Genomic DNA, 26,223 nt, shown 5'->3' with positions numbered 1-26,223 from the left:
TCCGCAGTGAGCCCAAATTGACCGCGTAAGTAATGAAGGTCTTCGCAATTGCAGCATAAACTGATCTGGCAAGAGCGACCCGCAAGTGACGTTGCTCTTTCTATTGAGCAATGTCTACTTTAAGGCGACTCTGACTGCGCATCTTGAATACGGCAAAGAAAGCCAATGTTGAGACCCAGATTGTTGATTGTCACCGAGAACTGACCCGGCAACTGCAGAAATTGTCATTGAGAATTGACCCATGTGTAACCTTGCCCCTGCTTGAATCAGCTGGGAGCTATTGGAGTGTTAGACATGGGATTTCTGAGGATTATTCGGAAATGGGCTCTGCGAGACAAGATGCCCATCCGCGAGATTGCGCGCCGGACAGGGGTGTCTCGCAACACGATCAAGAAGTATCTGCGGACAGGGATAGTTGAGCCCGAGTTCCAAATTTTGGACCGACCGAGCAAGTTAGACCCTTATGCTGAGAAGCTGACAGGCTGGTTGCTGTCTGAGCAGCGTAAATCACGCAAGGAACGGCGAACGGCCAAACAGATGCATGCAGATCTGGTTCAGCTCGGCTTTGATGGTTCATATGAGCGTGTCGCGGCCTTCGTGCGGAACTGGAAGGGCGAACGCCAGCGTGCTCAACATACGACTGACCGGGGTGTTTTCGTGCCCTTGGTCTTTCAGCCGGGCGAGGCGTTCCAATTCGATTGGAGCGAGGACTGGGCCTATGTCGGCGGCGAGCGCCTCAAGCTTCAGGTCGCTCATATCAAGCTGTCGCACAGCCGCGCATTTCTGGTGCGGGCCTATCTACTGCAAACGCATGAGATGCTGTTTGATGCCCACTGGCATGGCTTTCGGGTGTTTGAGGGTGTTCCGGGGCGTGGCGTCTATGACAACATGAAGACAGCCGTTGACCGGATTGGTGTCGGCAAGAAGCGCGATGTAAACGCACGGTTCCTTGCGATGACCAGCCATTATGTCTTTGACCCTGAGTTCTGCAATCCTGCGGCAGGGTGGGAGAAAGGTCAGGTTGAGAAGAATGTGCGCGACGCCCGCCATCGGCTTTGGCAACTCATGCCCGCCTTTCCGGACCTCAATGCGCTGAATGAATGGCTGGAGGAGCGCTGCAAGCTTCTCTGGGCCGAGACACCGCATGGCAGATTGCCTGGCAATATTGCGGATATCTGGGACGCCGAGAAGGCCGCGCTGATGCCACTGCCCACAATGTTTGACGGCTTTGTCGAGCAGAGCAAGCGGGTATCCCCCACTTGTCTGATAGCATTCGACCGTAATCGCTACTCAGTGCCTGCCAGCTTTGCGAACCGCCCTGTCAGTCTCCGCATCTATCCTGAACGGCTGGTCATCGTCGCCGAAGGCCATGTGGTCTGCACGCATGAGCGCATTATTGAACGCTCACACCGTCAGCCAGGGCGCGTTATTTATGACTGGCACCATTATCTGGCGGTGGTTCAACGCAAACCCGGCGCGCTGCGCAACGGGGCGCCCTTCGTTGAGATGCCAGAAGGGTTCCGGAAGCTGCAGGATCATATGTTGCGTAGGCCAGGTGGTGACCGCGAGATGATCGACGTCCTATCCTTGGTCCTCCACCATGACGAACAGGCCGTGCTTTGCGCAGTAGAAATGGCGCTGGAGGCGGGCGTACCAACAAAAACCCATGTCTTGAACCTACTTCACAGGCTGGTGGATGGCGCACCGATAGACCAGCCCGATGTGACCCCGCCTGCGGCCCTTTCTTTGAATAAGGAGCCCGAGGCCAATGTCGCACGATATGACGGGCTACGCACCACGGGAGGAACACGTCATGCGTCATGATCCCGCCGGTGCTGCCATCGTCATCATGATGCGTAGCCTGAAGATGCCAGGCATGGCTCAGGCCGTGCAGGACCTGCATGAGCAGGGATCGCCTGCTTTCGATGCAGCGATCCCCATGTTGTCGCAGCTGCTTAAAGCCGAGATTGCTGAACGTGAGGTGCGTTCCATTGCCTACCACATGAAGGCAGCACGCTTTCCGGCATACAAAGACATCTCTGGCTTCGACTTTGGCGCCAGCGAAGTCCGTGAAGCTTTGGTCCGCCAACTTCACCGATGCGAGTTCATGGACGCGGCTGAGAATGTAGTGCTGATCGGAGGCCCTGGAACGGGAAAATCGCATGTCGCTACCGCCCTCGGCATTCAAGCAATCGAGCATCATCGCAAGCGTGTGCGCTTCTTCTCCACGGTCGAGTTGGTCAATGCGTTGGAGCAGGAAAAGGCCCAAGGCAAGGCAGGAAAGATCGCCGAGGTGCTGGTGAAAGCCGATTTAGTGGTCTTGGATGAGCTGGGATACCTGCCGTTCAGCGCTACGGGTGGCGCGTTGCTGTTCCACCTTCTAAGCAAACTCTACGAGCGCACCAGCGTCGTCATCACAACCAACCTGAGCTTTAGCGAATGGGCCAGCGTGTTCGGTGATGCAAAGATGACCACCGCGCTCCTCGACCGCCTCACACATCGTTGCCACATTCTCGAGACCGGCAATGACAGCTACCGGTTCAAGGCCAGCTCCGCGACAGCCAAACAGAAACGAAAGGAAAAAGCGGCATTGACGCCATCATAACGCAAAGAACATAACAACTGGGTGGGTCAAGTCTCGGTGAAAATGCCGGGTCAGTTCTCGGTGACAATCAACAACCCAGATCGCATTTACCGCAGAAAATTGATCTCGAAAGTTGTTCCTGGATCATTCTCCGAGACGGTTATTTCGGCGCCATGCAGATCACAGATTGCTTTTGCTAATGCCAAGCCAAGGCCATTCCCAGGACTGTTCCGACTTTTCTCACCCCTGAAGAACCGTCGAAAAATACGCTCTCGATTCTCGCATTCGATACCCGGACCATCGTCAGTGACGCGCAAGGTCGGACCGACAGGTGTGGTTTCCGCCAAGACCAAAACCTTAGAACCAACGGGACAATGTCTGATCGCGTTCTCGACAAGGTTCGACAGCAGTTGCGTCAGCAGGTTCTTATCCCCAAAAACCTCAAGCTGTTCGTCCGGCACCTTAATGGTCAACTCAATACCAGCATCCTCGGCAGTAGGCTCGAAGACTTCCGTAACATTGCCTATGACCTCACGCAGGTCGTTCCACGCGAACCTTTCACGACGGTCACTTCCTCAATCTGCGCAATGCGCAAAAGGGCGTTAAAGGTCGCTATGATTTCTTCAGTTTGATCCAGACTCGCAGAAATGTCGCCCGGGTTGATAGTCGGACTGTCTCGTAGTTTCTCCAGCCGCTGCCGAAGATGCTGAAGCGGTGTGCGCATGTCATGGGCAATGTCATTGGAGATTTGTTCTTGGCTTTCGAGCAGGCGTTTGATCTGCCCGAGCATACTATTGATCTCGGTTGATAACCGCGAAAGATCGTCGCGTGCCTTTGGGGCGGTCGAAATACGGGAAGCGAGGTTGCCAGAGGAAACCTCCGCGAGAGTGTTGGATATCGCCGTAATCCGTCGCTCGGTAATGCGGCCGATCCGAATACCGACGATTAGACCGAGGATTACGACTGCCAGATAGCCGACCACCAAAGCCATGCCGAGCGCTTCGAGTATCTCCAAGACGATATGGTCGCCTGCCCCTTGGATCAGGCGGTAAGGGCCGACGTCATCTGCGCGCAGCCAATAGCCGGTGACTTCGTCGTGAATCTCTCCAGCAAGCGGCAATGCCTGTGCCGAAAGGTAGTCGGGCAAGGGGCTTTCAACGGTCGAGGACAAGTTGCCGGAAATAATAGCGCCGTCGGCGTTCAGCAGTTGGTAGACCCGGGCATTTTGAAAACTGACTTCGGCAAGGGCGTCGACGCGGTCGACCAGCACCTCATCGCCGCCCAACTCAAAAATCTCAACGAGTGTGGCCGCATCGCTGCGCATTTGATCGAGGACCCAATCTTGGACTTCGTATTGCGTGAACCAGTAGGCCAATGCGAAGACGAGCGCAGAAAGCACCGAATAGAGGAACGAGTATTGCAAAGACAGCCGTATGGATGTCCGCAACGCTGAAGGACCTTTGCGCTTAGGGTTATCCATGAAGGCTGTATCCAGCGCCCCGAACGGTATGGATCAACGGCTGCTCGAAGGGTTTGTCGATCTTGTTGCGCAGACGGCTGATATGCGTTTCGACGACATTGGTGTTCGGGTCGAAGTGAAAATCCCAGACTGCTTCCAGCAACATGGTGCGTGTCACCACCCGCTCGGCGTTCTTCATCAGATAAGACAGCAAGCGAAACTCTCGCGGCTGCACAGCGATCTCCTGACCGGATCGGCACACAGTATGGCGGATCAGGTCGATCTCCAGATCGGCAACCTGAAGTCGCGTTTCTTCGGCCTGCATCGGGGGGCGGCGTGCAAGTGCAGTTAGGCGCGCGGAGAGCTCAGAAAACGCAAAAGGTTTCACAAGATAGTCGTCCGCCCCGGCTTCCAATCCATTCACCCGGTCGTTCAAACCGCCGAGCGCGCTCAAGAACAGGATCGGCGTATCAACGTTCGCACCGCGCACTGATTTGACGAGGGTCAACCCATCCAAGCCGGGCAGCATCCGGTCGACTACGATGACATCAAAGTCATTGTCCAGCGCATCGAGGAAGCCCTGTTTGCCATCCGACGCATGTTTCGTCACATGGCCAAGTGCCTTCAGGCTCGTGCAGATATACTCAGCCGTCTCGCCATCATCTTCTACAACAAGCACCCGCATCTGCGCTCAAGCTCCATAAGGTATTGAGAAAATAGCCTGCTTTGCGGCTTTGCACCATCTTCGTAATATTACGGATCGGTATAGTGCCGACCACCTTTTGCAGATCACCGCCGTCCTATGCCCTTAGAAAAAGGACAGGACAACATGGTCGCAATCGATCCCAAATTCGACACAGCCGTGCGGCAAGAGCATGCGGGGCGCTTTGGCTTAACGCGCAGCGACCAACGGTTCCTGCTGTTTGCGCTTGGTGCTTTGTTCGCCTTGCGTCTGCTTGCCCTGTTCTGGTGGCCTTTCACAGATTCAACAGAAGCCCGTTATGCCGAGATCGCGCGTAAGATGGTCGAGACCGGGGACTGGGTCACACCTCAGTTCGACTATGGCGTCCCGTTTTGGGGCAAACCTCCCTTACATACTTGGCTGTCTGCCTTAGGGATGAAGTTTTTTGGCGTTGGAACCTTTGGCGCGCGGGTATTCATCTTTGCTGCCTCCTTGGGGGTGCTAAGCCTAATTTTCACTTGGGTGCGCCAGCATCGAGGCGCAGATCAGGCTCTTGTCGTGACGACGGTGCTCACCTCATCTTTAATGTTTTTCGGCGCGTCGGCCTTCGTAATGACGGACATGGTCATGGTGCTTGGCACTACATTGAGCATGATCGGCTTCTACAATTGCCTGTCGGACAGCCCCGCGCGCAGCGCCTGGGGGCGGTGGTTCTTTGTTGGAATCGCTATCGGCCTTTTGGCAAAGGGACCGGTCGCGCTTGTCATCACGATGATCGCGCTTGTGCCGTGGCTCGCGCTGACAGGGCGCTGGCGCGAACTACATGGATTTCCTTGGTTGTCGGGGCTATTGATCGCGGCGGCGCTGACCCTTCCTTGGTATATCCTTGCCGAGATCAAGACGCCGGGTTTCCTGCGCTACTTTCTTGTCGGAGAACACTTCCAGCGCTTTGTCGTGCCGGGCTGGCAGGGGGATCTTTACGGGTCCGGCCATCAGCAGCCCAAAGGCCTGATCTGGGTCTATGCCGGGGCTACGTTTCTGCCGTGGAGCTTGTTTTTCTTGGCCTTACTTTCCCGGCCGGGTTCTTGCGTCAACGAGGTGACGGGCAATGACCGGGGCTGGCACAGCTATCTCGCACTTTGGGTCGTTGCGCCGCTGATCCTCTTCACGCCCGCCGCAAACATATTGCCAGCCTATGCTTTGCCCGGGCTTCCCGCCGCAGCGGTTCTCTTGGTGTCGCTTTGGGCGCAAGTGAGGGGGCAGCCGGGCTGGTGGGGGCGAAGAGCGACAGCCGTGGCCATCGGCCTCGTTGGGGCAGCATTTCTAACGGTGACGATTCTGGCGCGCTACCAGCCAGAAAGCGTCACCAATCGATCCGAGCGCGCATTGGTAATTGCGGCGCAAAGTTACGACCTTGATGTGCAGATTACCTATTGGGGCGGTCGCAGCTTTTCTGCCGAGTTCTATACCCGCGGTCGCGTCAAATTCACCGAACGAACCGCGACATTCGACATTTTCGCTGACAATGGCCTGCGCGACGCGGTGGCCATCCCGAGGGCTGTCGCCTCGGAAATCGCTCCCTATTTGGGACCGCGGTTTGGCCCCGCCGGACGGTTCGGGCACCGCATTTTGTTTGTCGAAGATCTGGATCAGGGGGAAGCATCATGAACCGTCGTCCCGAAGGGTTTGAAAAGCCCCGGATCGTTCCGCCTGCAAAGCAAGTTCCTGATCTTTCCTTTGTGATCCCCGCGTTCAATGAGGCGGGCAATATCGCCAGAACGGTGGCCCAGGTAGAGGCGCATGCCCGCAGGCTGGTGCCCAGCTTCGAGATCATCATTGTGGATGACGGCAGCCTTGATGGAACATTTGAAGAAAGCCGAGAGCTATGCGCCAGATATCCGCTTCGTGTGCTGCGCCTGTCGCGGAATTTCGGCAAGGAACATGCGATCATGGCCGGTCTGGAGCGCACGGTGGGTGCAGCGGTGGTTATCCTTGATGCTGATCTTCAGGAACCCCTTTTTCATCTCGAAACCATGTTGAAACATCGCGCCGAGGGGTATGAGATGGTCTATGCCGTCCGCGCGCAACGTCGAGACGAGACATGGCGTAAACGGTTTTTTACCCGCGCGTTCTACGCTCTGCTGAATATCGGCGGCGACACCGCGATACCAGCCAATGCGCGCGATTTTAGGCTCATGGATCGACGGGTTGTCGATGCGCTCTGCGCTTTGCCAGAGCGCAACCGCTTCATGAAAGGGCTGTATGGCTGGGTTGGCTTTCGCGCCAAGGCTGTGGCGATTGAGTTGGACCCGCGCGCGACCGGGGCCTCTAAATTCGGCTTCACTGGCTTGTTTAAGTTAGGCTTGACCGGGCTCACGTCCTTCACCGCCTGGCCGCTGCGGGTCTGGACAGGGGTTGGTATGACCATTGCTGCCTGTTCGATCCTCTACGCCCTCTGGATTGCCGTCCGCACCCTGATCTTCGGCATCGACGTGCCGGGTTGGTCGACCCTTGTGGTGGCCGTTATGTTATTGGGTGGGGTGCAGCTTATCTCCATCGGTGTGTTGGGCGAATACCTCTCGCGGGTCTTTACCGAGGTCAAAGGCCGTCCTGGCTTTATCATCGCCGAGGATTTTTCAGCAGATTCGGAGCACCTGTGATGTGGCGCCAGTTGTTGCGGTTCGGGATGGTCGGTCTGCTCGCGACCTTCGTTCACATGATGATCGGCTTTCTGCTGATCCAGTCGACCTGGCATCCTCTTTTGGCGAACCTGCTCGCCTTCACAATCGCTTTCGTGGTCAGCTTCATCGGCCATCTCGGATTTTCCTTTGCCGATCAGGAAGTCAGCGCATCAAGCGCGCTGTGGAAATTTGCGCTTGTCGCCCTGATCGGCTTTGCCATTAACGAAGGGCTTCTGATCATGTTGCTATCCGAAGGGGATCTATCCGACACAGTGAGCCTGTGGATCTCAACCGGTTCCGCGGCGGTTTTGACTTTTGCACTCAGCAGATTGTGGGCGTTTCGCACCCCGCACAAAGCCGGCGGGCCGGTCGATGTGGAACCGTCTGCCAATCTAACCAATCAGTAATCTGGTGGAGACGTTCCCGGCTACAAGGGTCGGTTATCTCTTGAGGCGAGGTTCCAGTTGGGGGCCGTGCAAGACAGGAAGACCACGATGAAACGTATGATTTCTCTTACCACACTGATTGCCGCAGGTGCGGTCGCGATGGCCGGAATGGCACTGGCTGAAACAGAAAATGCGAAAGAAATGACACTGTTCTCTGTAGCGCAGATCGACATCCAGAAAGCACTCACCATTGCTTTGGAAGGTGTGGATGGCAAGATCACCTCAATTGAATTCGAAAGCGAGGATGGCAAGGCTGTCTACGAGGCAGTCGCCGTCGCCCCGGATGGGTCCATGACCGAGATCCTTATCGATGCCAATGACGGATCAGTAATCGCACAAGGCCCGTTCATGGACGATGACGACGAGAAAGATGACGACAACGGCTAAATCTATACCGGCGCGGCACAGGTTCATCTTGCTGCCGCGCTGGAATTTTCCTTTCCCTTCATCCTAAGCGCCGCCGGTAGTCCGAGCGACACCTTACCAATTGGTAACCTTTCGGTAAGCCTTTCATCAGTCGGCAAACTCTACAGGTGCTTTTGAGGAGAACCCGATGAAAAAAACCGTCTTTCGAACCCTACTGGCTGCATCGGCGGCCGTCATTCTGATCGCTGGAACCGAGGGGCAGTTTTTCTCAATTGCGGCATCTGGCCTACGGTCACTGACCGGCTCCTCTCACTCGCAACTGTTCGACACAAAACGGGTCCACAAGCTGGATGTGACATTGCCGTTCTCTGCTCTCGCGGCAGGTGACGTCGCCTCCTGCGCAAACGGGGGCTACTTTGGAAGAACAAATAGAAACCTACGCTATGCGGTTGGTCTCCCCAGGGCAGAGGCCGCGCCGAACGAGGGCATGTTGGAAACCAAAAGTATCTTAGACCAACACCCCAATACGGCGGTGCTCGCCTTGGGGGATCTGGTTTATAAACACGGCGAAGCTGTGGGCTTTGAAGATTGCTACGACCCATATTGGGGGGCTGCATGGGCACAAACATGGCCGACCCCGGAAACCACGAATACCACTCGCCTTATGCATATGCCTATTACGATTACTGGCAAGATCGCGCGGGGCCAGACCGAAACGGCTATTACGCCCTGCAAGCCGGGAACTGGTTGATCCTGTCGCTGAACAGCGAGATTGATGCGTCCCCAGGGTCTGCACAGGCAGAATGGGTAAAGGAAGTGCTCGCAGCGCACACAGACAGCTGCACTGCGGCATATTTCCACAAACCTGCGTATTCGAGCGTGACGCGCAGCCGAACTGACAGTGCGCGGGCGCTGTTCCGGCTTGTCGCGAAAGCAGGCGTCCGCTTTGTCTTACATGGACACAACCACTTCTACGAACGCACTGCGCCGCTGAATGCCGAGGGCAAACCGGACCAGGGCGGCACGATCGCCTTCGTGGTTGGGGCCGGTGGCAAATCAACACAGGGCAACCTTGAGCCTGCGGCCTTCTCCGAGCGACTAATCACCGGAACGACAGGCATGCTGAAGCTGACCTTTACAGTTAAAACGGCCAGCTGGACCTACCTCACCGGTCCCGGATCGATGGAAACAGACAGCGGCACGGTCCAATGTTGACACCCGCAGTCCAGCACAGCCACCCGCAAAGGCCCGACCATGTTTGCCTTCATCACATCGCTACTCGCCTCCATGGGCAGCCTGGGCGTCGCTACCCTGATGCTGCTTGAGAACGTTTTCCCTCCGATCCCTTCGGAAGTCATCATGCCCTTCGCTGGCTATCTCGCGGCGAGCGGTGACCTCTACTTCGTCAGTGTCGTGATCGCAGGCACGATCGGTTCAGTGGCCGGCGCATTCCTATGGTATTGGATCGGCACATTGGCTTCCGAAACACGGTTGCGCGAGCTCATCGTGCGGCACGGCAGGTGGCTGACCATCTCAGAACAAGATCTCAATCGTTCCCTTGCGTGGTTTCGGCGCAATGGCGGCATGGCGGTGTTTCTGGGCCGGATGGTTCCGGGGTCCGAACGCTCATATCCGTCCCCGCCGGTATGACGGGAATGCCGCTATTGCCGTTTCTTCTCTACACCGGGTTGGGCAGCCTGCTCTGGACAGCCGCCCTCACCATTTCAGGCTATCTGCTGGAAGCGCAGTTTGCCAAAGTTGAGACGTGGATCAATCCGGTGACAAACGTCCTGCTTGGAGGCCTTCTTGTGCTTTATGTATGGCGGTTGCTTCGCCCCAAGGCAGAAAGATGACAGCGTTAAAACAGCATAATTCAAAAAGCTTGAACCACCGATTATTTGCGGTGACCCTTTTTGCAAAAGCAGTCTTGGGCGTTCTTCAATTGGCAACGGCTGCGTCGATCTTCGCGGGAGCAGTAGATCGCCTTCCTGCTCTCACCCAATGGTTCTTTCGCGCAGAGCTTGCGGAGAACCCTAATGATTTCCTCGCGACCCGCGCCATGTCGCTCGCCGGTGTCATCCCGACATCGGATCTGGCGTTCTATACCACTTACTTTCTGGCGCATGGTGGACTTCATATCGCGATTGTCGTGGCGCTGCTTTACGGCGCAGCATGGGCGCATCGCGCAGCGGTTTTCGTGCTCTGGGCGTTTGTGATCTATCAACTATTCGAATGGCTCACTGTTGGCGGCGTGGCTTTGCTGATCCTGACTGCGATCGATCTAACGGTTATCTACATCACCGTGCGCGAACAGCGTAGTCGTGCTCTGTTGGGGTCCTGACGCGGAAATTGCAGTTCTCTTTTATGTGCCTGATCTAAAAAACGAAGCAAACCTCCACCTCGCCTAAACGCTCAAACTCAAAAGAGGAGAATTTATGCATTCCGTTTCAGAATCCTGGCTCTTTTGGGCCATTCTCGCCGCCATATTTGCGGCGCTCACCGCGATCTTTGCAAAAGTCGGGGTGTCGGGCGTAAACTCCAACTTTGCCACTTTTCTGCGCACCATTATCGTCGTTCTCGCGTTGGGTCTGCTGGTTTGGTTGACGGGCGAGGTGCAGTCGTTATCTACAATCTCCGCGAAGACGGGGATCTTTCTGGTGCTGTCCGGTCTTGCGACTGGCGCGTCATGGTTGTGCTATTTTCGCGCGCTTCAGCTCGGCAAGGTCTCGCAGGTAGCACCTATCGACAAGTTGAGCGTTGTGCTTGCCGCAATTATCGCCGCGGTTTTTCTGGGAGAGAAGTTATCAATGACCGGATGGAGCGGCGTTGGTTTGATAGGGCTCGGCGCGGTTCTTGTGGCCTTGACCTGATATGCCGCGAGCGAGGCTTAGCTTTCTTTTTGCTTGCAGACTCTGCGGAGGCAACGTTCTGCGTCGGCAAGGGGGTGATTGCTGGGTTCGAAACCTGTTCCCAAGCAGGGGCATTGTTACGGCAGGCGGCTCGCTCCGCGGTGATCATAGCCAAAACGCTCTTGGTGCTGTCGTCGATGGTGGTCATAAAGAAAGTTCCTTCTGTGCTGTTGTGAGAAGGAAGTCGGCGCTTCCGCGAAAAAAGTGTTCTCTGTTTGTTTCCCGACTTCCTTGCCTGAGGGACAGCGCGAAGGGGCGGACCGCGGGGCGAACCAGGCCGGATGAAGTGGCGGTGTTCTGGCAATGCGGATCTGCTACACGGTAGCAATGCAGAATCGAAAACCCCGGATAATCGGGGAAAACCCCCGGAAATCCACGCATAGCGTGCTACATGAAGTTCATTCGGAGCTGAGGTTAAGAGATTGAAAAATAAGGTTGAAAAATCAGCCCGCCTGAGCGTGGCACCCATGATGGACTGGACCGACCGCCACTGCCGCTACCTCCACCGGCTGCTAAGCCGTGAGACGCTCCTCTATACCGAGATGGTCACCGCCCCCGCGCTGGTGCGGGGTGGGGCGTTGCATCTGCTGGATCATGACCCTTCGGAACATCCCGTGGCCCTACAACTTGGCGGGTCGGACCCCGCAGAGCTGGCACGGGCAGCACGGTTGGGGGCTGACACGGGCTATGATGAGATTAACCTCAATTGCGGCTGCCCGTCTGACCGGGTGCAATCGGGCGCCTTTGGCGCGGTCTTGATGCAGCAGCCGGGGCTGGTGGCGGACTGTGTGGATGCCATGCGCGCGGCCTGCGATGTCGAGGTGACCGTGAAATGCCGTATCGGCGTGGACGATCAGAACCCTGAGGAAATCTTGCCCGAGTTCCTCGCGCGTATCGTGGCGGCGGGCTGCACCCGTGTCACGATCCATGCGCGCAAGGCGTGGCTGCAGGGGCTGAGCCCCAAGGAAAACCGCGATATTCCGCCGTTGGACTATAATCTCGTGCATCAGATGAAGGGGCTGTTTCCGAACCTGCATATTTCGGTCAACGGTGGGGTCACATCGCTCGATCAGGCCGAAGCTTTTCTGGATGCCGGGTTAGATGGCGTCATGGTGGGGCGCAGCGCCTATCATGCGCCGACCGATATCCTCGCCAGCGCTGATCGGCGCATCTACGGGCGGGGTACTGACAGGAGTGCAGAGGCCGCGGTGCAGGGGATGTTGCCCTATATCGAGGCGCATCTGGCCAGCGGCGGGCGTCTGGGGCAAATCACCCGGCATATGTTGGGGCTTTTTGCCGGGCGGCCCGGCGCGCGGCAGTGGCGGCGTATCCTGTCCGAAGGGGCGCATAAGCCCGGCGCGGGGCCGGAACTGGTCGAGGCCGCCTTGGCCGAGGTCGCCGCGGCGCAGGAAATCGCCGCGGCGGGGTAGGGTTAGACCGTGGGCTCTGCCACCGGGCGGGCCGCAGCAGCGCCAGCGTGAGCAGGGCGGCCACCAGTCCGCAGGCCGCAATCGCCCCCAGCATCGGTGTGACAGTCCCGTCAAAAAACGGCCCGGCCAGCGCGATGGAGAGGCCACCCGCCACCATCTGCAATGTGCCGCCCAGCGAAGAGGCGAGACCAGCGATATCGCCGTGATCGTCCAGCGCCACGACCATCACTGTCGGCACCACAACGCCAAGGCAGGCATTGGCGCAAAACAGCCCCGCCATCACCAGATAGAGGCCCGGATCGGTTGCCAGTGCTGTGACAAAAATCGCGGCGGAAAAGAGGACGAAGCCCGCCACCCCGCGCCGCACAAGGCTGCGCATGCCCCAGCGTTCGCCCAGCCACCCCGCCAGTTGCGAGGCCGAGAAGAAGCCGACCGCGTTGACCGCAAAGGCCAGCGAAAACCCCGTCGGCCCCAGCCCGTATTGCCCGGTATAGACAAAGGGCGCAAAGGCGATGAAGACAAAGAATGACCCCATGGCAAAGCCGCCGATAAAGGTCAGCCCCATGAAGATCGGATCGCTCAGCAGCACTTTCGCCCCGCGCCAAAGGTTGCGCGGGTTGATCCGCACGCGGCGTTTGACGGGCAGCGTCTCGGGCTGGGCGAAGGCGGTGAGTGCCAGCGCGGCGATGGCCAACACGCCCAGAGTCACGAAGATCGCGCGCCAATCGGCAAGCGCCATCACCGCGCTGCCCGCCAGTGGGGCCAACATCGGCGAGATTGAGATCACCAGCATCAGCATCGCCATCAACCGCGTCGCCTGGGTGCCGGTGTATTGGTCACGGATGATCGCACGCGGCACCACCATCAGCACGGCCCCGCCAAGCCCTTGCAGCGCGCGCCAGCCCGTCAGCGCCGCCATCGTCGGCGCGAAGGCGGCCCCGAATGACGCGATGAGGAACAGCACCAGCCCCACCATGATCGGCAGCTTGCGCCCCGCCTGATCGGCCCATGGGCCATAGAAAAGCTGACCCAGCCCGAAGGCGATGAAATAGGCCGTGATGGTCGCCTGAACCGCCGTCTCTGACGCGCCATAGCTGGCAGCGATGGCAGGCATGGCGGGCAGATACATGTCGATGGCGAAGGGGCCGACCAGCCCCAGCAACCCGAGAATGAGCGCTGAACGTAGCACGTGATGTCCTTTCGGATGGGATGGCCGGGGCCAAATGGGCAAGGCGGCAAGCGCAGACCGATGTCTGGGGCCGACTTTCGCGCGCAACCTAACCCCCTTGGGGGAAGTGCAACCCCGGCGTTATCGCTTGAACCCCCGGCGCGAAAGGGCTTGATAGGCGCATCGACAGCCGGGAGGGGCCACATGCCAGAGTTGAACGATCTTTTGCCGATGCTGATGCTTATCGCCCTGATCGGAGGCTTTGCCGGGGTTTTGGCAGGGCTGCTGGGCGTCGGTGGGGGGATCGTCTTGGTCCCCGCGTTTTTCTATGCGCTGCAATCGCTCGGCTATGACGGGCCACAGCTGATGCAGATTTGCCTTGCGACATCACTGGCGACGATCATCGTCACCTCTGCGCGCTCGGTCCATGCGCATAATAAAAAGGGCGCGGTCGATTGGGAAATCCTGCGCACTTGGGCGCCGGGGATCATGGTGGGGGCCATCTTGGGCGTGCTGCTGGTGGCGCAATTACGCACCCAGACGCTTCAGGCGATCTTTGGCGGACTGGCGCTGATTGTCGGGCTCTACCTAGGGTTCGGGCGCAGCGATTGGCGCTTGGGAGAGACCATGCCGCGTGGCATCAAACGTGCGACCCTGTCGCCGATGGTCGGGTTTCTGTCGGTGCTGATGGGGATCGGAGGCGGCAGCTTTGGCGTGCCGCTGATGACGCTCCATGGTCGGCCCATTCACCGGGCCGTGGCCACGGCGGCGGGCTTTGGGCTTTTGATCGCCGTGCCCTCGGTGATTGCCTTTCTCTTCGTTGATATCGCGCAAAGCCGCCCGCCCTTGACCATCGGCGCGGTTAATCTAGGTGCCTTCGGGATCGTCGTGACAATGACGCTCATCACCGCGCCTTGGGGCGTGCGGTTGGCCCATGCGATGGACCCCAAGCCGCTCAGACGGGTCTTTGCCGTGTTTCTGGTGCTGGTGGCGCTAAATATGTTGAGAAAAGCACTTTGGGGCTGAGTTGACCCGTTTTTGACCTTAAACCTGCCGGAATGTGACGGTTTCTGCCCAATTTCGGACAATGTTCATCAAATTGCCGCAATCTCGACACAAACAACTGGCTTACTGCCTTAACAAACGCAGAATCATCCGAACCAAGGGACGTGACGAGATGCGCCGAAGCGGGACCAAAGCGATCATCCTCAAAGGGCAGGGCAGTGACCTCGCCTATTGGAAACCTGCGCGCCGTGGCCGTCGGGCATTTCGCTTTGACGGGATGTTCACCCGCGAAACCAGCCTGACATTTGCCCGTGCCTCGGTGCCCGCGGCCAATTACAACGCGACCCCGATGGGCCTCCACGATGCCACGAACGGCGAAGCGGCTCTTATTTTCCTGAACGAGATCGTCCAGCGTCGCGGCGCCTAAGGCCGCTCTAGTCGCGCCGTCGTGCCAGTTTCGCCGCGCGGCCCCCGCGCCGTTTTGCGTGGGCGCTTTCACGTTGGGGCAATTCCGCCATGATGGCGCGGCGCTCCTCCGCGCTCATCGCCGACCAGCGGCCAATCTCATCAATCGAACGCAAACAGCCCGTGCAGAGCCGGCTTTCGGGATGCACCACGCAGATGTTGATGCAGGGGCTTTCGATCTCATCGCGTTGCCAGACTTTCTTATTCACGGCGCATCACCTGCAAACGGTCCAAAAGCCCCTGAAGGATGTAGCCCGCGGCCACATGGTCGATCACCTCGGCGCGGCGTTTGCGGGTGGTGTCGGCCTCTAGCAATGCGCGTTCGGCGGCCACGGTCGACAGCCGCTCGTCCCAATAGGTGATGGGCAGCGGCGTGAGCCGGTCGAAGTTGCGGGCGAAAGCGCGGGTCGATTGGCAGCGCGGCCCTTCTGAGCCGTCCATATTGCGCGGCAATCCCAAAACCAGCCCACCGATACGGCGCTCGGCGATGATCTCGGCCAGACGGGCGGCATCCACGCCGAATTTCTTGCGCCGCACGGTTTCCAGCGGGGTGGCGACGGATTGGAAGCTGTCGCTCACCGCGACGCCGATGGTCTTTTCGCCCAGGTCAAGCCCGATCAACGCCTGCATCGGGGGCAGGGCGGCGATGAAATCTGCCGTGTCGTCGTAAATCATCCTGCCACTCCTGCACGTTCTCCGGCGCTGCGGATCATGTCCAGCGCCGCATTATCGCCTGAAAAGACCTCAAGCGCGTTGTCATAGACCGCGCGGGCCTGATCGGTGTCCCCCAAAACGCCGAGCGATGTGATCAGCCGCGCCCAGTCCTGCGGGGGCCTCCTTCGCTGGCCAGACGATCCGACAGGCCAGCCACCATGCCGCCGATCATTTCCATCCGGTCGTCCGCGCTCATCTCCGAGGCGGCTTCAATGTCTTCGGCGGATGGCCCCCGCGCAGGGGCGCCGGTGCCGATCTGAGGCATTTCGTAATTCACCCCGGCAAGGCTGGCGACCTGCGAAATCTGCGCGCGGATCGGCTCGATCCATGCCGCATCCGCAGGCCCGCGCCGCAACAGCGCGTCCCAAATGCGGAAACCGACATCCGGCCGCCCAGTCTGCACCATCATCAGGCCAAGGTAATAGCGTGCGCGGCCATCCTGCTCATCGCGGTTGAGCACTTCCCGCAGGGCGGTTTCCGCCTCGGGAGAGACATAGCCCCCGCGGCGAGCACCAAAAGTTCGGCGTAATCCGCGATGTCCTTCGCGGTCCGGTCCGCGCCCTTGAGACGCAGCACATTGCCCTGCGCCTCGGCTGCGGCGGCGAAATTACCGACACGGGCCTCGTTCTGCGCCAACAGGGTCTGGCCCTGCAAATCCTCGGGCCGTTCTTTGACCGTGGCGCGAAGCTGCTGCATCAGCGCGAGGTAATCCGCGCTCAGCCCCTCGGTACTGGGGCTGGCAGGCAGGCTTTCCACCGCGCTTTGCTGGCTGGGGCGGTTGCGGCGCATGTCTTCGGCAAAGGCGATGCGGTCGGCCAAGGCCAGATCGCCATAGCCGGGCTGCCCCAGATGCCAGTAGAGCGCCAGTGATCCGGCACCCAAGACCACGACCCCTGCGATCAGCACAACGGGCGCGGGCCGCGAGGTGTTTTGCTTGCCCCCATCCTGCGCGGCATCGGCGGCAAGGATGCGGCGCGAAATCTCGGTGCGGATCCGGACGGCATCGGCCTCAGACACCACACCGCGGGCGAGGTCACGCTCGACCTCGTCCAATTGGTCGCGGTAGACCTTGAGGTCATAATCCGCCTGCGCGGGCAGGGGCGTATCCGCGCCGCGCCACGCGGCCCGCGCTAGAAAACCGCCCACGACAAGCGCCATCGCGCCAGAGAGAAACCAAAATATCATGCCCTCTACCTAACCTTTGCCCGGCGCCGACAAAAGACCGCAAATGCCGCGCCCCCTGCGGCATTTTTCACCAATCGCGCCACATGTCGCAAAACCGCATCCAAATGCCGTGGTGGTCATTTCGAATATCTGCTCCTAGGCTCAGAAAAGACCTCAGCCGCCCGCGCGGCCCGAATCCTTGCCGGGAAGTGACGTGATGAAGAAATACTCCGTTTTCGCAGTGGCCCGAGAGGCCATGCGCCATCATACGGGCTGGACCCGCGCCTGGCGCGATGCGCAGCCCAAGAAACGCTATGATGTGATCATCGTCGGCGCAGGCGGGCATGGGCTGGCCACGGCCTATTATCTGGGTAAGAATTTCGGCATCACCAATGTAGCGGTGCTTGAAAAGGGATGGCTCGGCGGTGGTAACACCGGGCGCAATACGACGATCATCCGCTCGAACTATCTGCAAGATCCCTCTGCCGCGATCTATGAAAAGGCGCGCAGCCTTTACGAGACGATGAGCCAGGATTTGAACTACAACGTCATGTTCAGCCCCCGCGGGGTGATCATGCTGGCGCAGACCGAACATGAGGTGCGCGGCTATCAGCGCACGGCGCATGCCAACGCGCTTCAGGGCGTCAGCACCGAATTCATCGGGCCGGACCGGGTTAAACAACTGGTGCCGATCATCAACATCGACGGGCCGCGCTATCCGGTGCTCGGCGGATTGTGGCAAGCCCGCGGCGGCACGGCGCGGCATGATGCGGTGGCTTGGGGCTATGCGCGGGCCTGCTCGGATATGGGCATGGACATCATCCAGAAATGTGAGGTCACCGGCGTGCGCCAGACGGGCGGCAAGGTCACCGGTGTCAGCACCACGCGCGGCGATATTGAGTGCGATAAGCTGGGCATGGTGGTGGCCGGGCATTCCGGGCAGTTGGCGAATATGGCGGGCTTCCGTCTGCCGATGGAAAGCGTCGCCCTGCAAGCGCTGGTCAGCGAGCCGATCAAACCCTGTATGGATGTGGTCGTGATGGCCAATACGGTGCACGGCTACATGAGCCAGTCCGACAAGGGCGAGATGGTCATCGGTGGCGGCACGGATGGCTACAACAACTACACCCAACGCGGCAGCTTCCATCATATCGAAGAGACGGTGCGCGCGCTGGTTGAGACCTTCCCGATGATCTCACGGCTTAAGATGTTGCGGCAGTGGGGCGGGATCGTGGATGTGACCGGCGACCGCTCTCCGATCCTCAGCAAGACCCCGGTGGAGGGGTCTTTATCAACGGCGGCTGGGGCACGGGCGGGTTCAAGGCGATCCCCGGGTCGGGCTGGGGTTTTGCCGAGTTGATGGCCAAGGGGCATTCGCCGCTGACCGACGCCTTTGGGCTAGAGCGGTTCGCCGAAGGCCGCTTTATCGACGAATCCGTGGCCGCCGGGGTGGCCCATTGATGTTGCGGATCGGCCACAAATCGCTGAAGCGTTGTATTGCGCGGAACGATTTCGCCCGCGCTGGAGTTGCCTGTTCAGACATTGAATATAACGGAGCTGAACAATGGCAACCCCGGAAAACAACCGCACAGACCACGTTGATCACACCAACACCACCACGACCACAACCACGACTGACCGTGGCGGCAGCAGCGGCCTTGCCTTTATCGTTGGCGCGGTTGTCGTTGTCGTGGCTCTGCTGGCCTACTTCCTCTTTGCAGGTGGCGACATCGACGGTGCGAATGACGTTAACGTCAACGTCGAAGGCGCAACCGAAAGCACAGGCGAAGCCATCGAAGGCGCAGCCGAAAGCACAGCGGACGCCGTCGAAGAGACAGCCACACCGACTGAGTAAACCGACTTTGGCAGCGTCCCGCGTGGCGCTGCCCTCTCACGACCGACGCCGTTCCGCGCTTTTGCGCCGGGGCGGCGTTTTGCCGTTCTCCATACGACAAGGAGCCTGCCCATGCTGATCCTCACCTGTCCTTGCTGTCATGTCACCGCCGAGGAGACAGAGTTTCACGGCGGCGGTGAAGCGCATCTGAAACGTGTCGGCCCCGGCGGCGCGGACGACGATTTCGAGAGCTATCTGTTCATGCGCGAGAACCCGAAGGGAGTGCATCTGGAGCGGTGGCGCCATGTCTATGGCTGTGGCAAGTGGTTTCACATGGCCCGTGATACCGCTACGCTTGAGGTCTTTGGCAGCTATGCGGCCCAGACCCTCGCCCCGCCCGATCACATCCGTGATGCGATCCGCAAACGCCATCCCGACTGGCAGTGGCGCAGCGCCAACTAGCCCCGTTCGGTTCCGATCCCCACATCGGCATCCCCCTTTCTTCAGCCCGCAAGGTTTTCCAAGATGAGCACAAGACTGGCCACAGGCGGCCGCCTGCTGAACAAAAGCAAACCGCTGAGTTTCACCTTCAACGGCAAGCAAATGCGCGGCTATGAGGGCGACACACTGGCCTCGGCTCTGCTGGCCAACGATCAGGTGTTGGTCGGGCGCTCGTTCAAGTACCACCGCCCGCGCGGCATCGTGACCTCCGGCCCCGAAGAACCCAACGGTTTGGTGGGGCTGGGCCAAGAGGGGCAGTTCGAGCCCAATGCCCGTGTTACGACGACCGAACTGCATGAAGGGTTGGAAGCGGCGAGCCAGAACCATTGGCCGAGCCTTGAGTTCGATGTCGGCGCCCTTAACAAACACCTCAGCCGCTTTCTGCCCGCGGGGTTCTACTACAAGATGTTCATGCATCCGCGCCCACTGTGGAAGCATCTCTACGAGCCGATCATCCGCCATTCCGCAGGCCTGGGCAAAGCGCCAAAGGCGGCGGATGCGGATACCTATGAACACTTCCACGCCTTCTGCGACGTGCTGGTCATCGGCGGCGGGGTCGCGGGGCTGCAAGCGGCGCTGGCGGCGGGGCTGAGCGGCGCGCGGGTCATCGTGATGGAGCAATCCGGCCATTGGGGCGGGCGTGCGCCGGTCGATGGGGGCACGGTGGATGGCGCACTGGTTGAGGATTGGATTGCCCAAACGCTCGACCGTCTGCGCGGCATGGAGAATGTCGACCTGCGCGACCGGACCATGGGCGCGGGTGTCTACGATCACGGCTATGTGCTGGGCTATGAACGGCTGCGGGATCATGTGCCGGAGGATGCCGGACCACGCCACCGGCTGTGGCGCGTTCGGGCCGGGCATGTGATCACCGCGACAGGCGCGATTGAGCGGCCTTTGAGCTTTGCGGGCAATGACGTGCCCGGCGTGATGCTGGCCTCGGCCATGCGCGACTATGTGGCGAATTACGGGGTCTCGCCGGGGGACCGCACTGTTCTGGTCACCAATAACGACAACGCCTATCTTACCGCCATTGCGCTGAAACAGGCGGGGCTGGATGTGCCTGCCGTGCTAGATGCCCGGGTATTGCCACAAGACAGCGAATTGGTCGCAAAGGCCAAGGCGCTCGGCATTCGGGTGGTCATGGGCCATGCGGTTTCCTCGGTTCAGGGGGCAAGCGCGTGACCGGCGTGGCGGTCTGTTCGCAGGCGGGCGAAGGCGCGGTGCTGGAAGAGATCGCCTGCGATGCGGTCGCCATGTCGGGCGGCTGGTCGCCCGTGGTGCACCTGTGGTCCCATTGCGGCGGCAAGCTGACGTGGGACACGACCCATGCCTGCTTCCGCCCCGATCAGGATCATCCGCCCACCGGGGCGGATGGCCACGGTTTCGTCACGCCCGCGGGGGCTGCGGCGGGGGTCTTCGCGCTCGACGACGTGTTGCACGACGCCCATGCCGCCGCCGATGGGGTGGCCACCTCGCTCGGGTTCAAGATGCCGCGCGATTTCACCTCGCCCGAGGCCGTGCGCCGCGAGGAAGCGCCGATGATGCCGGTCTGGCAAATGCCGCAGGGCGCCAGCGTCAAACTGCGCGAGAAGACCTTTCTCGATTACCAGAACGACGTCAAAGTCTCAGATGTGCGTCTGGCCGCGCAAGAGGGCTTCGTCTCGGTTGAACATGCCAAACGCTATACCACGCTCGGCATGGCCACGGATCAGGGGAAGCTCAGCAATATCAACGGGCTGGCCGCGCTCGCGGGGGCGCTGGACGCAGAGATCCCCAGCGTCGGCACCACCACCTTCCGCCCGCCTTATCACCCGATCTCAATGGGGGCGATTGCGGGGTCGGCGCGGGGCGATACCTTCCAACCGATCCGCCGCACCTCGCTGCATGATTGGCACGCGGCCAATGGCGCGGTGTGGGAGCCGGTCGGCCAATGGCGGCGGCCCTATGCCTATGTGCAAAGCGGCGAAAGCACCCATGACGCGGTGATGCGCGAGGTGTCGAATACGCGGCAAAACCTCGGCCTGCTGGATGCCTCGACACTGGGCAAGCTGATCGTGCGCGGCCCGGATGCGGCGCGGTTCCTCGACATGATGTACACCAATATGATGTCGACGCTGAAGCCCGGCAAATGCCGCTATGGGTTGATGTGCAACGAAAACGGGTTTCTGATCGACGACGGCGTGGTCGCGCGGCTGGATGAGCAGACCTTCCTCTGTCACACCACCACTGGCGGGGCCGAGAGCATCCATGCCCACATGGAAGAATGGCTTCAAACCGAATGGTGGGACTGGAAAGTGCATGTGGTCAACGCCACCGAAAATTACGCGCAGGTGGCCGTGGTCGGCCCAAATGCGCGCAAATGTCTGGAGAAACTCGGCGGCATGGACCTCAGCCGCGAGGCGCTTGGCTTCATGGAATGGACCGACGGTGAGCTTGGCGGTTTCAAGGTGCGCGTCTTCCGTATCTCTTTCTCGGGCGAGTTGAGCTATGAGATCGCGGTCGAGGCCGGGCAGGGGCAAGCATTCTGGGACGCACTGCTGATTGCTGGACATGATTTGGGCGTAATGCCCTATGGCACGGAATGTCTGCATATTCTGCGCGCGGAAAAGGGCTTTATCATGATCGGGGATGAAACCGATGGCACGGTGATCCCGCAAGACCTTGGCCTGAACTGGGCGATTTCGAAAAAGAAAGATGACTACCTTGGCAAACGCGCCCAGCAGCGCCGCCATATGCAGGACCCGACACGCTGGAAGTTGGTGGGACTGGAAACCACCGATGGTAGCACCCTGCCGGATGGCGCCTACGCGCTTGGCGAGGGAGAGAATGAGAACGGGCAAAAGGTAATGCAGGGGCGCGTGACCTCGACCTATCATTCGCCGACGCTCGACCGCGGCATCGCCATGGGGCTGGTGCTGAACGGGCCGGACCGGATGGGCGAAGTGCTGACCTTCCCCGGCACCGACGGCAAAACCTATGAGGCGATGATCGTCGACCCGGTGTTTTATGATCCCAAAGGGGAGAAACAGAATGTCTGAACCCGTCACCGCATTGAAGAACGCCCGCTACGACGCTGGTATCGCTACGATTTCCGAAGTCGCCCCCTTGGGCATGATCACCATTCGCGGCGATCTGGATGCCCCCTATGTCCGCAAGGTGACCAAAAAACTCACCGGCGTTGACCGCCCGGAGCACGGGCAGTGCCAGTTCGAAGGCGCAGCCGGCGTGGCTTGGATGTCGCCCGACGAACTGCTGCTTTTCTGTCCGCACCCGCAGGTGCCAGAGGTGCTGGCGCGGCTGCATGCGGCCTTTGAGGATACCCATACCACAGCGGTGGATGTCTCTGGCGCGCGGGCGGTGTTTCGCGTCGAAGGCCCCCATGCGCGGGAGGTGCTGGCCAAGCTGGCGCCGGTCGACCTCGCCCCCGGTCAGTTCACCTCCGGCATGTTCCGCCGTACCCGCATGGGGCAGGTGCCAGCGGCCTTATGGCTGCGCGAAGACGGTGCCTTTGAGGTGATCTGCTTTCGGTCGGTTGCCCAGTATATGTTCGACCTGCTCAGTGTCGCGGCCCAGCCCGGCAGCGAGGTGGGCCATTTCCAAACGGTATAAGTCGGGAGAAAAACTGACTATTTCGCTTGGAACGGATGTGATTTGCAGACGTTGACCTTGACGTTGGCGCTTGATCCCCATCAAGTGGCCGCAGCGAAATTCCCAAATGAGGAGGCCCAGAAATGGCTTTTGAACTTCCCGATCTCCCCTATGCCCACGACGCGCTTGCATCCAAAGGCATGTCCAAGGAAACGCTGGAATACCACCACGACAAGCACCACAACGCCTATGTGACCAACGGCAACAAGGCGATCGAAGGCACCGAGTGGGAGGGCAAGACCCTCGAAGAGATCATCAAGGGCACCTATGACCCGAACGCCGTGGCGCAAAGCGGCATCTTCAACAACATCAGCCAGCTGTGGAACCACAACCAGTTCTGGGAAATGATGAGCCCCGAAGACAACAAGCTTCCCGGCGAGCTGGAAAAAGCGATCACCGAGAGCTTTGGTTCCGTCGACAAGTTTAAGGATGAGTTCAAAGCCGCAGGCGCGGGCCAGTTCGGCTCGGGCTGGGCGTGGCTGGTTAAGGATAAAGACGGCAGCCTGAAGGTCACCAAGACCGAGAACGGCGTGAACCCGATCTGCTTTGACCAAACGACACTGCTGGGCTGCGACGTGTGGGAACACTCCTACTACATCGACTTCCGCAACGCGCGCCCCGACTACCTTTCGAACTTCCTCGACAATCTGGTGAACTGGGACAACGTCGCCTCGCGCCTGTGATTAGGTTGCGGCGCGTTTGAGCGACGCCTGCGCTTGATGCGGGTGTTGCTCTCCCAGCCACCGCCGCCCGCGGCTGCGCCGCAGGCTGGGTGAACTGGGACAACGTCGCCTCGCGATTGTGATTTGACCCTCCGGCCTTCAGGCTGGCCCCAAGTGGCAGACAGAACCCCGCAGCCTGCTGCGGGGTTTTTTCGTTGGAACCCAAGCCCCTTCGCGGATGTTTTTCCCATGAGACTTCACGTCAAAAAAGGAGGACAACATGGCCGAGCGGAAACGATCCAACGACGGTACCAAGGAAACGGAAAAATTCCTCTCCGAGACTGAGACGCCAGACCAAGGTGGCCGCGCCGTGGGAGACCTGCAAAAGGACGTGGGCACCCAAGATGCCATGCGCCGCGCCGCGAAGGGCGAAGACGGCGTGACCCGTGTCACCGGCGAAGACAAACGCAACCACGGAGAGCCTTCATGACCAAACTCAGCCAAGACACATGGGTGCTGATCGCGGACGGCGAAAAGGCCCTTTTCCTGCAAAACCACACGGATGGCGAAGACCCTTATCTTCAGGTCGTGCGCAAGGAAGAGCAGGAAAATCCCCCGACGCGGGAACAAGCCGCCAACCGCCCCGGACGTATGAGCGACGGGCCCAGCGGGCACCGCTCTGCCTTTGACGATACCGATTGGCACGAGCTGGAAAAAGAGCGCTTTGCCAAAGACTTGGCGGACATTCTTTACAAGCTTGCCCACAAGGGACGTTTCGAGCGGATCGTTCTGGTGGCGCCACCCGCCGTGCTGGGTGATCTGCGCGATGATCTTCACAAAGAGGTGCGGAACAAGGTCGTGGGCGAAATCCCCAAGACCCTGACCAACCACCCCATTGATGAGATCGAAAAGATCGTGGCCGGGGAACTGGCCCAGGCCTGACTTTTCCCTTGGCGCGGGAATTGATTGCCTTCACAAGGAAGCAGTCTACCGCGCCAAGGATTTCCAATGACCGACACCACCAAGGGTTTCGCCGCCATGATCGCGGCCTGCTGCATCTGGGGGCTGTCGTCGATCTTCTATAAATTGTTGTCGCATGTGCCCGCCGCCGAGGTGCTTGCGCATCGTACCCTATGGTCGCTGGTGTTTTTCATCATCGTCTTGACGGTACAGCGGCGTCTGCGGGCGGTATTCGACGCGATGGCGGGGCCGCGGGCCTTTGGTCTGCTCGCCTTCGCGGCGCTGGTGATCGCGACGAACTGGTATCTTTTCATCTCAGCGGTGCAGAGCGGGCAGGCGACCGAGGCCGCTTTGGGCTACTACATCTTCCCGCTGGTCTCCGTCCTGCTGGGGCGGCTGGTCTTTGGCGAGCGGCTGAGCCCTGTGCAGCTCTTCTCGGTCGGTTTGGTCACCGTGGCCGTCTCATTTCTCACCTATGGGCTGGGCACCGCGCCCTGGCTCGCCCTGGCGCTGGCGGCCTCCTTCGGGCTTTATGGGTTGGCGAAAAAGCGGTTGGCGGTGGGGCCGGTGGTCTCCGTCACGGCGGAGGTGCTGCTTTTGTCGCCCCTCGCGGTGCTCGTGCTGTGGCAAACGGGTGACAATGGGGCCGGGGCCTTTGGTGCGTCGTTTCGCGATACGGCGCTTTTGATACTGGCCGGACCGATCACGGCCACGCCGCTGATCCTGTTTAGCTACGCCGCGCGGCGGCTGTCGATGGCGACGGCCGGATTGCTGAGCTACATCAATCCGACCTTGCAGTTTTTCTGCGCCGTGGTCCTGTTTCGCGAGCCTTTCACTGGCTGGCATGTGCAGGCTTTCGTTCTGATCTGGTGCGCGTTGGCGGTCTATTCCGTCAGCAGCTTCCGTCAGGACAAGGCGCGGCGCAGGGCGCTGAGAGCGGCATCGGCATCCGCCACTACGGTGACGTAATTCAATAGCGTCGCATCGGCAAAACCATGAGCCACGACATGGTTCATCAATGACATGAACGGATCCCAGTATCCGTTTGTGTTCACAAGGAAAATCGGTTTTTCATGTAGGCCCAACTGGCGCCATGTCAGCACCTCGAAAAGCTCATCCAGCGATCCCGCGCCGCCGGGCAAAACGGCTACGGCATCACAGTTCATGAACATCACTTTTTTGCGTTCATGCATCGTCTCGGTTACGATGTAGCGGGTCAGATCGGTCTTGCCGACTTCCCATGCAACAAGATGCGCGGGGATCACGCCAAAGGTGTCTCCGCCAGCCGCTTGGGCGGCACGGGCGACGCTGCCCATCAGGCCGACATCGCCAGCGCCATAGACCAGCCGCAGCCCGGCTTCGGCCAGACCACGGCCCAGCGTTTCGGCGTCTTGGGTGAAGGCATCGTCATCGCCGGGGCGGGAGCCGCAATAGACACAGACAGAATGTTGCATGGTAAAGCGTCCTGATGATTAGGAAAATTCGGCGCGGATCGTCTGCGCTTTTGACCCCTGTTAGCCTGCTTGCTAAAAAGGCTCAACC

27 protein-coding genes and 4 pseudogenes are annotated in these 26,223 nt (G+C 59.8%); 23 read left to right on the top strand and 8 right to left on the bottom strand.

Annotation, left to right across the window (positions count from 1 at the left end):
• Positions 1-294: 294 nt before the first annotated feature.
• Both istA and istB read left to right on the top strand, forming a co-directional pair.
• Positions 295-1,824: an IS21 family transposase gene (gene istA / locus ACFQAU_RS01015; RefSeq protein WP_132447149.1), complete on the top strand. Its 1,530-nt coding sequence runs from the start codon at positions 295-297 to the stop codon at positions 1,822-1,824.
• Positions 1,814-2,605 carry an IS21-like element helper ATPase IstB gene (istB, locus tag ACFQAU_RS01010; RefSeq protein ID WP_386279912.1) on the top strand — a complete coding sequence of 264 codons (792 nt, stop codon included), beginning with the start codon at positions 1,814-1,816 and terminating at the stop codon, positions 2,603-2,605. The genes istA and istB overlap by 11 nt, the downstream gene beginning before the upstream one ends.
• Before the next feature lie 86 nt (positions 2,606-2,691).
• Here istB and ACFQAU_RS01005 read toward each other — a convergent pair whose 3' ends face one another.
• From ACFQAU_RS01005 to ACFQAU_RS00995, 3 genes are read right to left on the bottom strand one after another with little or no spacing between them, the layout of a single operon-like run.
• Positions 2,692-3,057: a sensor histidine kinase gene (locus ACFQAU_RS01005; protein WP_386279907.1), complete on the bottom strand. Its 366-nt coding sequence runs from the start codon at positions 3,055-3,057 to the stop codon at positions 2,692-2,694.
• Between the two features lie 50 nt (positions 3,058-3,107).
• Positions 3,108-4,064 (bottom strand): hypothetical protein, encoded by a 957-nt coding sequence (locus ACFQAU_RS01000; RefSeq protein WP_386279904.1) that lies wholly within the window; start codon positions 4,062-4,064, stop codon positions 3,108-3,110.
• Positions 4,057-4,728 (bottom strand): winged helix-turn-helix domain-containing protein, encoded by a 672-nt coding sequence (locus ACFQAU_RS00995; protein ID WP_120350731.1) that lies wholly within the window; start codon positions 4,726-4,728, stop codon positions 4,057-4,059. Before ACFQAU_RS00995 ends, ACFQAU_RS01000 begins: the two co-directional genes overlap by 8 nt.
• Before the next feature lie 144 nt (positions 4,729-4,872).
• Here ACFQAU_RS00995 and ACFQAU_RS00990 point away from each other — a divergent pair, with 144 nt between their 5' ends.
• The 10 genes from ACFQAU_RS00990 (at position 4,873) to dusA (ending at position 12,557) form a co-directional block, all read left to right on the top strand.
• Positions 4,873-6,393 (top strand): ArnT family glycosyltransferase, encoded by a 1,521-nt coding sequence (locus ACFQAU_RS00990; RefSeq protein ID WP_240791540.1) that lies wholly within the window; start codon positions 4,873-4,875, stop codon positions 6,391-6,393.
• A complete protein-coding gene (locus tag ACFQAU_RS00985) occupies positions 6,390-7,385 on the top strand; it encodes a glycosyltransferase family 2 protein (RefSeq protein WP_132443702.1) in 996 nt (331 codons plus the stop codon). Before ACFQAU_RS00990 ends, ACFQAU_RS00985 begins: the two co-directional genes overlap by 4 nt.
• The gene (locus tag ACFQAU_RS00980; RefSeq protein WP_132443701.1) at positions 7,385-7,813 is read left to right on the top strand and encodes a GtrA family protein; all 429 of its coding nucleotides are present in this window, start codon (positions 7,385-7,387) and stop codon (positions 7,811-7,813) included. The genes ACFQAU_RS00985 and ACFQAU_RS00980 overlap by 1 nt, the downstream gene beginning before the upstream one ends.
• An 87-nt stretch (positions 7,814-7,900) precedes the next feature.
• Positions 7,901-8,239 carry a PepSY domain-containing protein gene (locus ACFQAU_RS00975; RefSeq protein ID WP_132443700.1) on the top strand — a complete coding sequence of 113 codons (339 nt, stop codon included), beginning with the start codon at positions 7,901-7,903 and terminating at the stop codon, positions 8,237-8,239.
• A gap of 594 nt (positions 8,240-8,833) precedes the next feature.
• A complete protein-coding gene (locus tag ACFQAU_RS00970; RefSeq protein WP_386279892.1) occupies positions 8,834-9,433 on the top strand; it encodes a metallophosphoesterase family protein in 600 nt (199 codons plus the stop codon).
• A 39-nt stretch (positions 9,434-9,472) separates the two neighbouring features.
• On the top strand, positions 9,473-9,868 hold the full coding sequence (locus ACFQAU_RS00965; protein ID WP_386279889.1) for a DedA family protein: 396 nt from the start codon (positions 9,473-9,475) through the stop codon (positions 9,866-9,868).
• Positions 9,869-9,873: 5 nt separating this feature from the next.
• A complete protein-coding gene (locus ACFQAU_RS00960) occupies positions 9,874-10,071 on the top strand; it encodes a hypothetical protein (RefSeq protein WP_386279885.1) in 198 nt (65 codons plus the stop codon).
• Positions 10,068-10,559, top strand: coding sequence for a DUF2127 domain-containing protein (locus ACFQAU_RS00955; RefSeq protein ID WP_165935533.1), 492 nt, complete (start codon positions 10,068-10,070; stop codon positions 10,557-10,559). Before ACFQAU_RS00960 ends, ACFQAU_RS00955 begins: the two co-directional genes overlap by 4 nt.
• 94 nt (positions 10,560-10,653) lie before the next feature.
• Positions 10,654-11,088: an EamA family transporter gene (locus tag ACFQAU_RS00950; RefSeq protein WP_132443696.1), complete on the top strand. Its 435-nt coding sequence runs from the start codon at positions 10,654-10,656 to the stop codon at positions 11,086-11,088.
• 506 nt (positions 11,089-11,594) lie between these two features.
• The gene (dusA, locus tag ACFQAU_RS00945; RefSeq protein WP_240791548.1) at positions 11,595-12,557 is read left to right on the top strand and encodes a tRNA dihydrouridine(20/20a) synthase DusA; all 963 of its coding nucleotides are present in this window, start codon (positions 11,595-11,597) and stop codon (positions 12,555-12,557) included.
• Positions 12,558-12,663: 106 nt separating this feature from the next.
• On the opposite strand, the pseudogene ACFQAU_RS00940 reads toward dusA, so the two are convergent.
• Positions 12,664-13,686 (bottom strand): annotated as a pseudogene (locus ACFQAU_RS00940) (multidrug effflux MFS transporter); the annotation flags it as partial.
• A 243-nt stretch (positions 13,687-13,929) separates the two neighbouring features.
• Here ACFQAU_RS00940 and ACFQAU_RS00935 point away from each other — a divergent pair.
• Together ACFQAU_RS00935 and ACFQAU_RS00930 are read left to right on the top strand one after the other, a co-directional pair.
• The gene (locus ACFQAU_RS00935; RefSeq protein ID WP_132443693.1) at positions 13,930-14,751 is read left to right on the top strand and encodes a sulfite exporter TauE/SafE family protein; all 822 of its coding nucleotides are present in this window, start codon (positions 13,930-13,932) and stop codon (positions 14,749-14,751) included.
• 151 nt (positions 14,752-14,902) lie between these two features.
• The gene (locus ACFQAU_RS00930; protein ID WP_120350741.1) at positions 14,903-15,157 is read left to right on the top strand and encodes a hypothetical protein; all 255 of its coding nucleotides are present in this window, start codon (positions 14,903-14,905) and stop codon (positions 15,155-15,157) included.
• A 7-nt stretch (positions 15,158-15,164) separates the two neighbouring features.
• On the opposite strand, the gene ACFQAU_RS00925 is transcribed toward ACFQAU_RS00930, so the two are convergent.
• The 3 genes and pseudogenes from ACFQAU_RS00925 to ccmI all read right to left on the bottom strand — a co-directional run bounded on the left by ACFQAU_RS00925 (position 15,165) and on the right by ccmI (position 17,094).
• Positions 15,165-15,404, bottom strand: a complete 240-nt coding sequence (locus ACFQAU_RS00925) for a DUF1289 domain-containing protein (protein WP_132443692.1) — start codon at positions 15,402-15,404, stop codon at positions 15,165-15,167.
• Positions 15,397-15,870, bottom strand: coding sequence for a Holliday junction resolvase RuvX (ruvX, locus tag ACFQAU_RS00920; RefSeq protein ID WP_132443691.1), 474 nt, complete (start codon positions 15,868-15,870; stop codon positions 15,397-15,399). The genes ACFQAU_RS00925 and ruvX overlap by 8 nt, the downstream gene beginning before the upstream one ends.
• Positions 15,867-17,094 (bottom strand): annotated as a pseudogene (gene ccmI / locus ACFQAU_RS00915) (c-type cytochrome biogenesis protein CcmI). Before ccmI ends, ruvX begins: the two are co-directional and overlap by 4 nt.
• 196 nt (positions 17,095-17,290) lie before the next feature.
• On the opposite strand from ccmI, the pseudogene ACFQAU_RS00910 reads away from it, so the two are divergent.
• From ACFQAU_RS00910 to rarD, 9 genes and pseudogenes are all read left to right on the top strand, one after another.
• Positions 17,291-18,534, top strand: a pseudogene (locus ACFQAU_RS00910) (sarcosine oxidase subunit beta family protein).
• 103 nt (positions 18,535-18,637) lie between these two features.
• A complete protein-coding gene (locus tag ACFQAU_RS00905; RefSeq protein WP_067630669.1) occupies positions 18,638-18,928 on the top strand; it encodes a hypothetical protein in 291 nt (96 codons plus the stop codon).
• Between the two features lie 111 nt (positions 18,929-19,039).
• Positions 19,040-19,369: a sarcosine oxidase subunit delta gene (locus tag ACFQAU_RS00900; protein WP_120350747.1), complete on the top strand. Its 330-nt coding sequence runs from the start codon at positions 19,040-19,042 to the stop codon at positions 19,367-19,369.
• A gap of 63 nt (positions 19,370-19,432) precedes the next feature.
• Positions 19,433-22,449: pseudogene (locus tag ACFQAU_RS00895) on the top strand (sarcosine oxidase subunit alpha family protein).
• Positions 22,442-23,020, top strand: coding sequence for a sarcosine oxidase subunit gamma (locus tag ACFQAU_RS00890; RefSeq protein ID WP_132443688.1), 579 nt, complete (start codon positions 22,442-22,444; stop codon positions 23,018-23,020). Before ACFQAU_RS00895 ends, ACFQAU_RS00890 begins: the two are co-directional and overlap by 8 nt.
• Before the next feature lie 122 nt (positions 23,021-23,142).
• Positions 23,143-23,742 (top strand): superoxide dismutase, encoded by a 600-nt coding sequence (locus ACFQAU_RS00885; RefSeq protein ID WP_132443687.1) that lies wholly within the window; start codon positions 23,143-23,145, stop codon positions 23,740-23,742.
• A 259-nt stretch (positions 23,743-24,001) separates the two neighbouring features.
• Positions 24,002-24,211 carry a hypothetical protein gene (locus ACFQAU_RS00880; protein ID WP_132443686.1) on the top strand — a complete coding sequence of 70 codons (210 nt, stop codon included), beginning with the start codon at positions 24,002-24,004 and terminating at the stop codon, positions 24,209-24,211.
• Positions 24,208-24,663 (top strand): host attachment family protein, encoded by a 456-nt coding sequence (locus ACFQAU_RS00875; RefSeq protein WP_120350750.1) that lies wholly within the window; start codon positions 24,208-24,210, stop codon positions 24,661-24,663. Before ACFQAU_RS00880 ends, ACFQAU_RS00875 begins: the two co-directional genes overlap by 4 nt.
• A 66-nt stretch (positions 24,664-24,729) precedes the next feature.
• On the top strand, positions 24,730-25,650 hold the full coding sequence (rarD, locus tag ACFQAU_RS00870; protein ID WP_132443685.1) for an EamA family transporter RarD: 921 nt from the start codon (positions 24,730-24,732) through the stop codon (positions 25,648-25,650).
• Here the strand turns inward: rarD and ACFQAU_RS00865 are convergent.
• Complete coding sequence (locus ACFQAU_RS00865) at positions 25,587-26,135, bottom strand: LOG family protein (RefSeq protein ID WP_132443684.1); 549 nt, start codon at positions 26,133-26,135, stop codon at positions 25,587-25,589. The two genes, rarD and ACFQAU_RS00865, sit on opposite strands and share 64 nt — an antisense overlap.
• Between the last annotated feature and the right edge of the window lie 88 nt (positions 26,136-26,223).

This window comes from Sulfitobacter profundi, from assembly GCF_042661425.1.
Taxonomy (GTDB): Bacteria; Pseudomonadota; Alphaproteobacteria; order Rhodobacterales; family Rhodobacteraceae; genus Sulfitobacter; species Sulfitobacter profundi.
Note: the sequence above shows the minus strand (reverse complement) of the source record. Positions and strands in the feature narration are given on the sequence as shown.